This window comes from Marinifilum sp. D714, from assembly GCF_030851345.1.
Lineage (GTDB): Bacteria > Bacteroidota > Bacteroidia > Bacteroidales > Marinifilaceae > Marinifilum.
Genome location: NZ_JALPNU010000002.1, coordinates 58,505 through 71,758 on the forward strand (window position 1 = coordinate 58,505; position 13,254 = coordinate 71,758).

Sequence of the window (13,254 nt, forward strand, 5' to 3'; positions counted from 1 at the left end):
GACTGTCAAAATTCAATTTGGTTTAATGGCTATTTCCGCAATGATATTGCTAACATTCAAGCTTTAACAGAGATTCAATTTTCTTTACTGCATGATGATAGGAAGCTTTTAATGCTCCAACCGAAGTTTCAAGAATTTCCGACATATCTTCATACTTCATTTCATCAAAATACTTCATATTAAATACCAGGCGTTGTTTTTCGGGCAGTTGTAATATTGCCTTTTGCAACTCAACTTGTGCCTGACCTCCATCAAAATATTCATCTGCTTCCAAATTTGCAATCAGCATATCTTCCACATCTTTATTGGCAAATGCAATGCTTCTTCGTTGCTTGTCTTTCAGAAATGTTAACGATTCGTTGGTTGCAATTCTGTACATCCAGGTAAAAAGTTTTGCATCGTACCTAAAGTTAAGCAAGCCTTTCCAAATTTTCACGAAAGTGTTCTGCAAAATATCATCTGCATCATCGTGCGACAATACAATTTTCCTGATTTGCCAGTACAATCTTTCCTGATATTTCTTTACCAAAAGGGAAAATGCTTCACTTTGAGTTTTCTTATCCTGAAAAAGTTGTAATATCTCTTCGTCAGTTATTTGATTCATCTATTGTTTAATTAAAGCTATAACCTGATAATGCATGATAAAAGTAGCCATTTGCAACTGTATCACGAAAGGTAAGACCTAATTCTTTTGAAAAGGTTTAAATGATATGGCAAAAAAAATCCGGAATCAATTTGATTCCGGATTCATATCTTGAATTGTGAATTACTTTTGAAGAAGAGCTTCAACCTCTTTCACAACATTTTCAGCAGTGTAACCAAATTTCTCATCAAGAACTCCAGCAGGAGCTGAGTAACCAAAATGATCTAAACCAACAGCTTTACCGTTAGCGCCAACCAATCCTTGAAGAGTAACAGGCAAGCCAGCAGTTAAACCAAGAACTGGAATTCCAGCAGGAATTACTTCGTTTTGATATTCTTCGGATTGTTGTCTGAACAAACCTTCTGAAGGAACTGAAACGATTTGTACTTTCAATCCTTTGTCAGCTTTCAAAATTTCAGCACCAGCAACTAAAGTAGAAACCTCAGAACCACTAGCCAATAGAATAACATCAGGAGTAGATTCTGGTTTTTCAACAATGTAAGCACCTTTTTCGGCAGCCAAAGCTTCCTCGTATCTGTTTCCGCTTGCAGCAGGAAGATCTTTAATGTTCTGACGAGATAAGATCAAAGCAGTTGGAGTTTTTGTGTTCTCCATAGCCATTTTCCAGGCAACGGTAGCTTCATCAACATCAGCAGGACGAAGAGCTAATAAACTCATTTCACCTGAGTGATTTTTCAATTGCTCAAGTAAACGAATTTGAGCTTCTTGCTCGATTGGCTGGTGAGTTGGTCCATCTTCACCTACGCGGAAAGCATCGTGAGTCCAGATGTACTTCACAGGAACTTCCATAAGAGCAGATAAACGAACTGCAGGCTTCATATAATCAGAGAATACGAAGAATGTACCGCAAGCAGCAGTAACACCACCGTGTAATGCAATACCGTTGCAAACTGCAGCCATTGTTAATTCTGCAACACCGGCTTGCAAGAATGCACCAGAGAAATCACCTTTAACAATTGCTTTCGTCTCCTTTAAGAATCCATCAGTTTTATCTGAGTTACTCAAATCGGCAGATGAAACGATCATGTTGTCAACATTTCTTGCCAATTCAGCTAATACAGCAGAAGAAGCAGCACGAGTTGCAGCACCTGATTTCTGTACAATTGCAGCATAATCGATTTCTGGAGCATCACCACTAAAGAATTTTTCCAATTTAGCAGCCAATTCTGGATTTGCTTTTGCCCATTCAGCTTGTTCAGCTTTTTTAGCTGCAGCATATTCTTGTTTCTTTTTAAGAACTTCTTTGTAGTATTCTTCAACTTCAGGGAAAATCTGGAATGGATTCTCTGGATTACCACCTAAGTTTTCGATGGTTTTATCTAGAGAAGCACCAGCAGCACCTAATGGCTGACCGTGAGTTGATACCATATTTTCAAAGCTAGCACCTTCAGCATCAACAGCACCTTTACCCATTAAGGTTTCACCAATAATAAGAGTAGGACGGTCAGTTTCGTTGTTAGCAGCAAGTAAAGCTACGCGAATTTCAGAAGCGTTGTTACCATCAATGGTAATTACGTTCCATCCCCAAGCTTCGTATTTTTTAGCTGTATCTTCGGTTGTAACTTCTTCAACTTTAGTTGAAAGCTGAATGTTGTTAGAATCGTAGAACATGATCAGGTTACTTAAACCTAGAGTTCCTGCAATTCTACCAGCACCTTGTGCAATTTCTTCCTGAATACCACCATCAGAAATGAAAGCATAAGTTTTGTGAGACATCCAATCACCGAATCGAGCCGCTAAGAAACGCTCCGCAATTGCTGCTCCAACAGCCATTGTATGACCTTGTCCTAATGGACCAGAAGTATTTTCAACACCTCTTTCGAAATCTACTTCAGGGTGACCCGGAGTTAGAGAACCCCATTGTCTGAAGTTTTTCAAATCATCCATGCTATAATTTCCTACTAATGCAAGAATAGAATATAACATTGGAGACATATGACCCGGATCTAGGAAAAATCTATCACGATTAATCCATAGTTTATCAGTTGGGTCGAAGTTTAAAAATTCGGAGTAAAGTACGTTTACAAAATCAGCACCGCCCATGGCACCTCCAGGGTGACCAGATTTTGCTTTTTCTACCATAGCAGCTGCCAGAATACGGATATTATCCGATGCCTTGTCAGTTACTGTAAGATCCACTTGGTTGTTCATTTCTTTTAGATCCATTTGAAATTAAATGAGATTTTAATGATAAAAACTTGGTAAGGTTTTATTAATGGGTGCAAAGATATACAAAAATGTTATCCTGCATGAGCGAATCTCATCTAAATAATAGATACTTAGAGAAAAGTAAGATATTTTATAAAACTGTAAATCAATATGTTTAGAATCTTACCGATCTTGATTTTCCCGAAAATATCTCAAAGCTTGTTTTTCTGGAGTTTTGAGATAGTGAAGCATTTTTGTTTCTGTAGATTACATGATAAACACCAGGTTGCAAGGTTAAGGTTTCTCTTAGCTTTTTATCATCAATGTCATAAATCCACTCCAGTTTACCTTCACGTTGTACAAAAAGACTACATGGTCCGCTTGATGGTTTAAAAATGGTAGCCAAACCTGGTTGAGGAATTTTAATATTAGTTGTGGTACTTTGGGAAATCTTTACATTCGGAATTGTAATTCTTGGAAGAGTAAGAATTTCTAAATTATACTTACCTGTTATGTATTTAATTCTTTGATTTACTTTTTGTGTGTTTATAATCTGGGTATCGATTTTAACAAGAGTTTGTAAATCCTTATACATGTTAGTTCGGTTCGATTCAATTTTTAAAAATCCTTGTGGAGCATCAAATCCAATTTTGGTATGTTTTCCTGGTTGAATGATAACACTATCCTTGTGAAGTTCTGGAGTAGTGTGGATGGTAATATTGTAGGTTAAAAGAGGATCAATATATAAAGTATCCGGATTTCCTTTTGTATTAAGAGTGTGCATAAATTGATAGCGCACCTTTCCGGAAACTTTGTTGTAGAAAGTCATCGCAACATCAGTTTCTGTTGGAGAACCATTGGCATCTATCAAATTTACCTGGGCAGATGTTTTATTTAAAACTTGAGACATTACATATTCTAATGTACCGCCAAATTTTTCTTCATGTTCAACTTGTAAATAGTTTCCGATACATTCAAAACTACTTTTGAAATTTACATCTAGTCCAATCCCAATAATAAAAGGTTTTAGAATGATATCCGCTTTTTGCAGTTTGTCCGATACTTCACAAGGATCTCCATCACAAGCTTCTACGCCATCGGTAATTAAAATTACCACATTACGAATTCCACCTTTTGTAACTGGAAAGTCATTGGTAGCCAATTCCAATGAATGAGCAATTGGAGTTGTTCCTTTTGGAATAAGATATCGTAAAGTTTGCCTGATTTTCCCGGCATTATTTGGTAAGAATGGAACTTCAAGCTTGGTGTCATTACAATCCTGAGGTGGAACTGGACTTTGATGACCATATACCCTTAATGCCATTTCAACATTACTTTCGCATTCCAGGCTGTCTACCATTCTGATTAAGAATTTTCGAGCAATATCTATTTTTTTTGATTTTTCCCAATAGCCATTCATGCTTTGCGAGGCATCGAAAATGAAAAGAATTCTTGTTTTTTCTTCAGCTTGGGAAACTTGGTTTTGCGCAAATGATGTACTGGCAAAAATTATAGATAACAGGGCGATGAGAATGTGGGTATATCGTTTCAAAACAAAATATTAATAATTTACTTGACAAAAATACGAAACCATTTAATCAATTAAATATAAAGAAGCAATATTTATCAATATTTATTTTTAAATTTGATAATGTTGTAATTGTACTACTATTAATATCATATGAATAAATTGTTATTGTATACTTTACTTTTTCTTTTTTGTTTGATTGGAGTTGTAATTTTCTTTTCAAGAAACGATGGCTTGATCGTAAAAATGAATATCAATAAGAATGGAACAGAGTTTAGGAATATTTACTATTTGAACAAGGACAAATTTAAAGTTGTTACTGAGAACAATTCAATAATTTTCTCGAAAGGTGAGCTAAGTTTTTTGGATACAAGGAAGAAAAGGTACTGGAGAGGCAGCATTAAGGAATTTAATAAATGTTTATTGGATTTTAAGTTGAATTCTGATATTCATTTGATTGCCAGAAATAATTATTTTGAGAAAAGTTTGACAAAACAAGAATTGAGAAATGTAAAAAAAATTATAGAAGAAATATCTGGCAAACAAAATGAACAGCAAACTTTAAGAGAGATAAAGAAAACGCCTAACTACAGTTCGATTGCTGGATTTGCTTCAAGAAAATACTTAATAAAGCAAAATAATAAAATAGTAGAAGAAGTTTGGATTGCTGAGAACCTAAAGAATTACATTAATTACGATCTGAATTTGGATTTATACAATGATTATATGGCAAGTTTACTGCAACATACAGAATCCAAATTGTATCTGCATTTGGAATCGTTTATGGATCTGATTGAAAATGGTTTTCCAATGAAAATAATAATGTATGGTGGCAACTCCATTACAGAAACCGAAGTGAAACAGTTGATTAAAAAGAAACTTTCAGATTCTATTTTTGAGGTTGATAAAAGGTATGAAAAGGTTGAATTAAGTATCTTAATCAATCCAAAAAGATAAAATTCTCACTTTCTTGATCAATAATCCGCTCTATAATTCTCAAATTATCCATACTCTGTAATCTCATAATTTTGGAAGAGATATCGGTTGAAGCGCTAAATAATTCAATGGCTTTTGTTAGTTTTTTTCTTGCTTTAATAAAGTAATAATATTGTAATGCATCAATATCTCCCTCGTAGTTTAAAATAATTCTTGCAAATCGGTAATATTCCATTGCCAAATTAAATTTATTAGCTGGGTTGACACGATAAATTTCATTTGCAGTTTTTAATCTTCGTTTGGCATTCGTTAGTTTGTTATATTCCAAAATGCTGTCAGTAAAATTATAGTTTTCAGGTGTTTCATTCAAATGTTTGATAATTGCTTCCTCACCAGCATTGAATACCTCCAATGGAACAGGATTTTTTAAAAATTGCCACATTGGTATTAATGGCAAATGTGTATTAATAAATTCTTCCGGAAGTGCCATAAAAAATTCATCGGCCTGGCTTTTTATTCCTGTATGTTCTATAATCGCATTGGCCCAACTTAAATCGAAACACAACCAAACTCCATCAACTTTGGCTACATTCCATGCATGAGTGGCACGATCTTGCAATGCTCCATTTTTAGTAATATACCCACTAATCGAATAGCATTCAATTCCTGACTGATCGCAGAAATATTGAAATAAACGCGAAAATCCTTCGCATACAGCTATTCTTCGTTTTAGAACACAAACTGGAGAGGAGCAATTGTTTGAACCAAAATAGAATAGGACTTGGGGATCATACAATAGCTCAACTTGATTTTTGTATTTGATGTTTTTAATAATCCAGAAATAGAAAGCTCTAACGGCTTCAGTTTGATTTGTGATTGGTTCGACTAAATAGTTGTGAAGGTTTATAATGTTATTGGCGACACTATCAGGCGTTTTTCTAACATGCCTGTCGATTTGACCAAATTTAATATTTCGAGACTCCTGAGCATTTATCGATGCAAGAGAAATAAATGACAGAAGTAATATGACTATTAATTTTCGATTCATAGTTGTGATATAAAACTAGTAAAATATAAGTTAAATAGTTCATATCGTAAGATTCTTTTTAATCGATTAACAATTTTTTAGCAGATAAAAAAGGAAAATTGGCACATCGGAAATTTAAATGTACTTTTGCACAGATTTTTAAAAATAGAATTAAAAGCAAATCAAAATAATATAGAATTGCCATGGCATTACAGTGCGGAATTGTAGGATTACCAAACGTGGGTAAATCGACTTTGTTTAATTGTTTATCGAATGCAAAAGCTCAATCGGCTAACTTTCCATTTTGTACAATTGAACCAAATGTGGGAGTAATTACAGTACCTGATGATAGATTGATTAAACTTTCAGATTTGGTTAATCCTGAAAGAGTGCAGCCAGCAACCGTTGAGATTGTTGACATTGCAGGTTTGGTAAAAGGTGCGAGCAAAGGTGAAGGTTTGGGAAATAAATTCCTTTCCAACATTCGTGAAACTGATGCTATTATTCATGTATTGCGTTGTTTCGATAACGATAATATTACACACGTGGATGGTAATATTGATCCAGTTCGCGATAAAGAAACGATCGACACTGAGTTGCAACTGAAAGATTTGGAAACAGTTGAAGCTCGTCTTCAGAAATCTGCAAAAATTGCTCAAACAGGAAAAGATCCTAAAGCTAAAAAATTAGTTGAGGTTTTAAACCGTTACAAAGAAGCTTTGGAGCAAGGTAAATCGGCAAGAACAGTAGAGTTGACTGAATCGGAAGAAGAAGTAACAAAAGATCTTTACTTGCTTACAACCAAGCCAATTCTTTACGTTTGTAATGTTGATGAGGCTGCGGTAAAAACAGGTAACAAACATGTTGATGCAGTAAAAGAAGCTATAAAAGACGAGAATGCCGAAATTTTGTTGATTGGTGCTGCTATTGAAGCAGATATTTCAGAATTGGAAACTTACGAAGAGAAGCAAATGTTTCTTGAAGATTTAGGTCTTGAAGAACCAGGAGTGAACAAGTTGATTAAGACTGCATACAAATTATTGAACCTGGAAACTTACTTTACCGCAGGGGTAAAAGAAGTTCGAGCATGGACCTATCCGAAAGGTGCAAAAGCTCCACAAGCTGCAGGTGTTATTCATACCGATTTTGAGAAAGGTTTTATTAGAGCTGAGGTAATTAAGTACAGCGATTACGTAGAACTTGGTTCTGAAAATGCTTGTAAAGAAGCAGGAAAAATGAATGTAGAAGGTAAAGAATACATTGTTCAGGATGGTGATATCATGCACTTCCGTTTTAATGTATAATTTACTTCAAACAATATACAAGATGGCCATTCAGTTTTGAGTGGCCATTTTTTTGCATAGTTACGAAGTATAAATAATTTCAAACAATAACAGTATCTTTGCCACGGAAAGTGAATTTATCTGATTCATGGCTAATTATTCATTATTAATTGATTTAAGATGTTACGTACACTATTGCTAATTGGCATGGGAGGGTTTTTGGGAAGTATTTCTCGTTTTTTAGTTGGTCAGGCACTGCACCGATTTTTCGATACCGTTTTTCCTATTGGTACCATGACAATTAACATTGTAGGTAGTTTTATCATCGGAGTTGTATACTCCCTTGCCGAGCGCGATAATTTAATCAGTCCTGAAATCAGGATGTTTCTTGCCGTAGGTTTTTGTGGGGGCTTTACCACATTCTCATCTTTTGCATTCGATAAATTGAATCTTTTAAAAGACAGTGGATTTTTGTATCTTTCTATGTATCTGGGGGGAAGTGTTTTTCTTGGTTTGTTGGCAGTATATTTAGGTACCCAGATTCATAAATTGTTTTAGTTCAGATTTTAGAATGAGATTACCAGTTCTACGATCTGGCATCTCATATCTGAAGCGATGAAACTAAAAGGAAAAGCAAAATTACTTCGAGTATTTATTGGAGAAGCCGATAGGGTTTACCAGCGTCCTTTGTATGAAGCCATTGTTTATGGAGCCAAAAAGTACGGTATGGCTGGTGTTACGGTTCACCGTGGAATCATGTCTTTCGGAGCCAGTTCAAGAATTCACACCTCTAAAATATTTGCACTTGCCGATGATTTGCCTATAATTGTTGAGATTGTTGACTCCACCGAGAAAGTAGAAGGATTTCTTCATATCCTGGAACTGTTAATCGAGAAATCAGGAGGTGGAGGATTGATAACCATGGGGCAGGTTGATGTGATCCGATATCAGGCTCAATCTAAATAATAGTGCAATACTGCACAACAGTTCCATAAATCAGAGTGAATCCATTATATTTGTTGCGGACAATTTTTTGATACCATTTTAGTTGTTAATATACAAATGGAGATCATGCCGATAGATTGCTAATACACGGTTATGAGCTTAGCGAAATAGGTGAGTAGATCTAGCAACTAATGGGTATAACATCAACACTTATTAAGGATGAACAAACGAATCGGATTTATATTACTGATATTTTTTATTGCCAATCTATCATTAGCTCACGCACAACGAACACGCAAAATTCCTTCTGAACAACCTAAACTGGTTGTGGGAATCGTAGTAGATCATTTGCGTCCTGATTATTATTTCCGATTTTCAAACCTGATTGGTGAAAAAGGGTTTAAGCGTTTAATGAATCAGGGAACCTACTGTAAAAATGCGAAGTTTAGCTATTTGTATTCACAAACAGGTCCCGATCATGCAACCATATTTACCGGAACGCCACCATCTTATCATGGAGTAATTTCACATGGTTGGTACGATCGGTTATCAGGTGAATTAAACCTGGCAAAAGATGATGAGGCAGCTAAAATTGTTGGCATTGAAACGGAAGAAAAAGGAAAATCTCCTAAAAACTTATTGGCACCAACCGTTGGCGATGAAATCAAGTTATTCAATCATCACTCCAGGGTAATTGGAGTTGGTTTAAATCCCGAATCTGCATTGTTTTCTGCAGGACATGGAGCCGATGGAGCCTACTGGATGGATGATTTGTCAGGAAAGTTTGTTACATCTTCTCACTATCAGGATACTCTTTACAATTGGGTAAGTGAGTTCAATAATAAGAATTTTGCCGATTTCTATATGGATCGTATCTGGAAGCCATTTGATGGACAGGATAAACCAGGAATTTCAGAAAAAATTTTAGGTAAGGTTGGACTTTCTTCTGATTTCTATTACGATTTGAATAAAGAAAAAAGAACTTACGGATACAAAGCCATCAAGGCAACTCCGTTTGGAAACATGTTGGTAAAAGATTTTGCCATTTCTGCTATAATAAATGAAAATTTAGGGCGCGATGATGATACCGATTTTTTAGCCGTAACTTTTTCATGTTTGGGTTACAAACACAGGGAACTTTCTCCTTTTTCTGCCGAAATGATTGATAACTTTATCAGATTAGATAGAGAAATAGAACACTTTCTGAATTTCCTTGATGAGCAGATTGGCTTGGAAAATGTGCTTGTGTTCCTAACTGCAGATCAATCGGCAAACTACACGCCTGAAAATTTAAAAGCGCAAAATATTCCCAACGGATATTTTAGTTCCTATAACGCAATGGCTTTACTAAAATCATACTTGAATGTTTTGTATGGTAGTGGAGATTGGATTTTGGGATACGATTCACAGCAGGTTTATTTAAATCATCAGTTGATTGAAGATTCGAAACTATCCTTGGAGGAGATGCAGTTAAAAGCTGCCAACTTCTTGATTCAGTTTACTGGTGTGGCCAGTACCATTCCAGCCAGCAGTTTAATTACTGCAAACTATACGCATGGGGTGATGCAGAAAGTGCAGCGTTCGTTCAATCAAAAACGATCAGGTGATGTATTAATTACCCTTGAACCAGGTTGGATGCACAAGACGAAGGATGAGAGAGATGAAATTGCTCAATACAGCTACACCAATCAGGTTCCATTGTTTTGGTATGGATGGAAAATCAAACGCGGTACAGTTTCTCGCACTGTTTATGTAGAAGATATCGTTCCAACAATTTCTAATTTCTTGAATATTTCGATCCCTGCAGGCTGCGATGGTAATCCAATTGAGGAGTTAACACAGTAGGCAGTTATCAGTTGCGATTTGTTCATGCTTAAATAGGCATCAGTCAAAAGTCAATTTTTTGAGCTTTACCTAAACTGGTATTGGTCAACAAGTCATTTTTTTGGGCTTTACCTAAACGGGCATCGGTCAAAATTCAATATTTTGAGCCTTGCCTAAACAGGCATTGGGTTAAAATTCAATTTTTTTGGCATTACCTAAACAGGCATCGTTCAAAAAGTCGATTTTTTAAGCTTTGCCTATACTGACATTGATTAAAATATGCTTCAGGTTTTACCTATTTAGTAATGATTTTATTTTAAAGAATAAACCAGCAAATATTCATCAAACTGGATGTATTGGAAAGTATAAGATTCAGAAAAATCATCACGACAAACTTCCCCTGTGAATGTATCTTGATTGGGTGAAAAAGGATGAATCTTCAACTCATCAATCAAATGCACATCCTTTTTGCCATAGAATTTAATTAGACATTCTTTTGCGCACCAATGTTGGTATAGGTGGAAGGTTCGATTTTGATCTGAAACATTTTCCAGTTCCGATTCTGAAAGAAATCGCTTTGCAATTCGATGAACCCTATCAGATAGATATTCCATATCCAAGGCAGGCGTGGAATGCTTGCATATGAATATGGCAGCAAAGTTTTTGGTATGGCTTACGCTAATATTTAAATCGGAACCAACTAAAATCGGTTTTCCATGTTCGTTGTTTTCAATTCTTAAATCAGAAGAAATGTATTTCTGAACCAGCAATCGGGTAGCCAAATACTCTTTTTTCCTCGATTCGCTGCCAAAGCAATTGAATTTTTCAACTTCTTTATCGCTTAAATCAACTTGATTTTTGAAGTAATCTACCTCTTCATCAATTTTCCAGATGTATAGATTACAATCCTCGCTAATATTTAGGTGTTTAAAAAGAGGCATTCGTTTCAGAAAATTATTTTGTCCACTTTAAGCTTTCAATCAACTTCACCATATCTTTATCGATATACTGAATTACCGGAGCCAAAGAATCTTGGTTTGGATGTTCTTTAAAGTAGAGAGCACCGCGCAAAAAATGCTTGGTACTATCGGTTGCAACAAATTGTACCGATGAGGCAGCATTTCCTTTGATTCGATAAATTAGAGCATAAACGTTTTTATCATGGTTTAGGAATGCTTGCTCACCAATGGCATCAGCTTTAATACTGTGTTTGTATGCCATTTTTCGCGAATCCTCAAGGTACTCATCAACATTTCCATCTACACTTTTATAGCTTAAATGAATGGTAGCCTTGTAATCGGGATACTGAATATTTAACCAATATTTTTCGGCCCCTTTAGTATTGTCTATGCTCACATTGGCAATCGACAATTTATCGAAACTGTATGGGTAATTATTGCTCCAGTTTTCATACTGTTTTTCTGGCAAATCAATACGAAAATAGCCTTTAGGTTTTGGCGTATATTTCTCTTTACAGGATATAAAACCAAGTGTAAGAAAGGCAATAAGAATGTATGAAACGAACTGAGTTAACTTCATTTTGTACTGTATTCAGATGTAATGTATTTTATTTGGCTAATTTCACTTTAGGAGGCAGAAAACGAATTTTCTTGATTCGTCTATTGTCTACTGCTTCTACAATAAATTTGAAATTCTGGTGTGAGAATTCTTCTTTCTTTTGAGGAATTTCACCTTTCATTTCCAGTAGAAGACCCGCCAATGTATCTGCGTCACCTTTAATATCTTCAAATAAATCAGAATCTATTTCAGTTATTTTAAAGAAATCGTTAAGCAGAGTTTTTCCTTCGAACAGGTAAGTGCCATCTTTTTCAAGTGTATAAGTTTCCTTTTCTTCATCCGACTCATCGGTAATGTCTCCAATAATTTCTTCCAGGATATCTTCCATGGTAATAATTCCGGATGTACCCCCATATTCATCAACAACAATGGCCATGTGGTTTTTCTGAGTCTGGAATTCTTCCAACAAATCGTTGATCTTTTTGGTTTCAGGTACATAAAATGGTGGCCTGATTATAGATTGCCAACGAAAAGTGTTTGGTTTATGGTGGTGAGGCAACAGGTCTTTCACATACAAAATACCACGCACGTTATCGAAAGTTCCATCGTACACAGGAATTCTGGAATATCCAGAATCGATTAGAATCGATTTTAGTTTCCCAAAACCAGTTCTTACGTCAATGGCAACAACATCAACACGCGATTTCATAATCTCCACTACATTAATGTTTCCAAAATTTACAATCCCTTCCAGAATTTCCATTTCTTCAGTGATTTCATCCGCAGTCAATTCAAGTGCCTGTGATAAATCACCCATGGAAATATTTTGCCTTTTGGAAATTCGTTTGTTAACAATCGAAGTGGATTTAATTAGAATTACCGACATGGGTCTGAAAATCTTTTCCATATAGAACAAGGGAAAAGCCATGAATTTTGAAAATCTAACTGAAGTTTGCGTGGCGTAAACTTTTGGAATGATTTCACCAAAAAGTAATAACAGGAAAGTAATAATTACCACCTGAACCAAAAATCCAATGGTTGGAGCATTGGAGAAATCTACTATCGAATTGGTAATAAAGCTAGAAAGTATAACAATTCCAACATTTACAAAGTTATTCCCAATCAGAATGGTTGCCAGCAGCTCCTCTGGCATTCTTAAAAGCTTTAATAATCTTCTATTTTTTTGATTTTCTTCAGCTTCGATATCACTAATTTGTTGAGGTGATAGTGAGAACAAAGCAACTTCGGATCCTGAAATCAAAGCGGAGCAAAATAAAAGAAGTACCATTACAAGTAAACTTATAATGGTACCTATATCTAAAGTGTGAAAAACAATATCAGAATTGTTTAAAAATAGTGTTGAAAAACTGTCTGTTTCCAA

General features: G+C 35.3%; 12 protein-coding genes. 5 read left to right on the top strand and 7 right to left on the bottom strand.

The window, feature by feature from the left end; translation table 11 throughout:
- Positions 1 to 49: 49 nt before the first annotated feature.
- The 3 genes from M0051_RS02125 to M0051_RS02135 all read right to left on the bottom strand — a co-directional run bounded on the left by M0051_RS02125 (position 50) and on the right by M0051_RS02135 (position 4,364).
- A complete protein-coding gene (locus tag M0051_RS02125; RefSeq protein ID WP_306739881.1) occupies positions 50 to 604 on the bottom strand; it encodes an RNA polymerase sigma factor in 555 nt (184 codons plus the stop codon).
- 162 nt (positions 605 to 766) lie between these two features.
- The gene (locus M0051_RS02130; RefSeq protein ID WP_306739882.1) at positions 767 to 2,830 is read right to left on the bottom strand and encodes a transketolase; all 2,064 of its coding nucleotides are present in this window, start codon (positions 2,828 to 2,830) and stop codon (positions 767 to 769) included.
- 157 nt (positions 2,831 to 2,987) lie between these two features.
- Positions 2,988 to 4,364: a VWA domain-containing protein gene (locus M0051_RS02135; protein ID WP_306739883.1), complete on the bottom strand. Its 1,377-nt coding sequence runs from the start codon at positions 4,362 to 4,364 to the stop codon at positions 2,988 to 2,990.
- A 129-nt stretch (positions 4,365 to 4,493) separates the two neighbouring features.
- Between M0051_RS02135 and M0051_RS02140 the strand changes: the two genes are divergently transcribed.
- Complete coding sequence (locus M0051_RS02140; protein ID WP_306739884.1) at positions 4,494 to 5,297, top strand: DUF4412 domain-containing protein; 804 nt, start codon at positions 4,494 to 4,496, stop codon at positions 5,295 to 5,297.
- On the opposite strand, the gene M0051_RS02145 is transcribed toward M0051_RS02140, so the two are convergent.
- Positions 5,281 to 6,324: a transglutaminase domain-containing protein gene (locus tag M0051_RS02145; RefSeq protein ID WP_306739885.1), complete on the bottom strand. Its 1,044-nt coding sequence runs from the start codon at positions 6,322 to 6,324 to the stop codon at positions 5,281 to 5,283. The two genes, M0051_RS02140 and M0051_RS02145, sit on opposite strands and share 17 nt — an antisense overlap.
- A gap of 182 nt (positions 6,325 to 6,506) precedes the next feature.
- On the opposite strand from M0051_RS02145, the gene ychF reads away from it, so the two are divergent.
- The 4 genes from ychF to M0051_RS02165 all read left to right on the top strand — a co-directional run bounded on the left by ychF (position 6,507) and on the right by M0051_RS02165 (position 10,376).
- Positions 6,507 to 7,607, top strand: a complete 1,101-nt coding sequence (gene ychF, locus M0051_RS02150) for a redox-regulated ATPase YchF (protein ID WP_306739886.1) — start codon at positions 6,507 to 6,509, stop codon at positions 7,605 to 7,607.
- Between the two features lie 159 nt (positions 7,608 to 7,766).
- Complete coding sequence (crcB, locus tag M0051_RS02155) at positions 7,767 to 8,144, top strand: fluoride efflux transporter CrcB (protein WP_306739887.1); 378 nt, start codon at positions 7,767 to 7,769, stop codon at positions 8,142 to 8,144.
- A 57-nt stretch (positions 8,145 to 8,201) separates the two neighbouring features.
- A complete protein-coding gene (locus tag M0051_RS02160; RefSeq protein ID WP_306739888.1) occupies positions 8,202 to 8,552 on the top strand; it encodes a DUF190 domain-containing protein in 351 nt (116 codons plus the stop codon).
- Positions 8,553 to 8,750: 198 nt separating this feature from the next.
- Positions 8,751 to 10,376, top strand: a complete 1,626-nt coding sequence (locus M0051_RS02165; protein WP_306739890.1) for an alkaline phosphatase family protein — start codon at positions 8,751 to 8,753, stop codon at positions 10,374 to 10,376.
- Between the two features lie 290 nt (positions 10,377 to 10,666).
- Here the strand turns inward: M0051_RS02165 and M0051_RS02170 are convergent, their stop codons facing one another.
- The 3 genes from M0051_RS02170 to gldE are packed head-to-tail and all read right to left on the bottom strand — an operon-like array spanning position 10,667 to position 13,161.
- Positions 10,667 to 11,296, bottom strand: coding sequence for a 4'-phosphopantetheinyl transferase superfamily protein (locus M0051_RS02170; protein WP_306739891.1), 630 nt, complete (start codon positions 11,294 to 11,296; stop codon positions 10,667 to 10,669).
- A 13-nt stretch (positions 11,297 to 11,309) separates the two neighbouring features.
- Entirely contained in the window at positions 11,310 to 11,894 is a 585-nt protein-coding gene (gene gldD, locus M0051_RS02175; RefSeq protein ID WP_306739892.1) for a gliding motility lipoprotein GldD, read from the bottom strand.
- Positions 11,895 to 11,922: 28 nt separating this feature from the next.
- Complete coding sequence (gldE, locus tag M0051_RS02180; RefSeq protein ID WP_306739893.1) at positions 11,923 to 13,161, bottom strand: gliding motility-associated protein GldE; 1,239 nt, start codon at positions 13,159 to 13,161, stop codon at positions 11,923 to 11,925.
- Between the last annotated feature and the right edge of the window lie 93 nt (positions 13,162 to 13,254).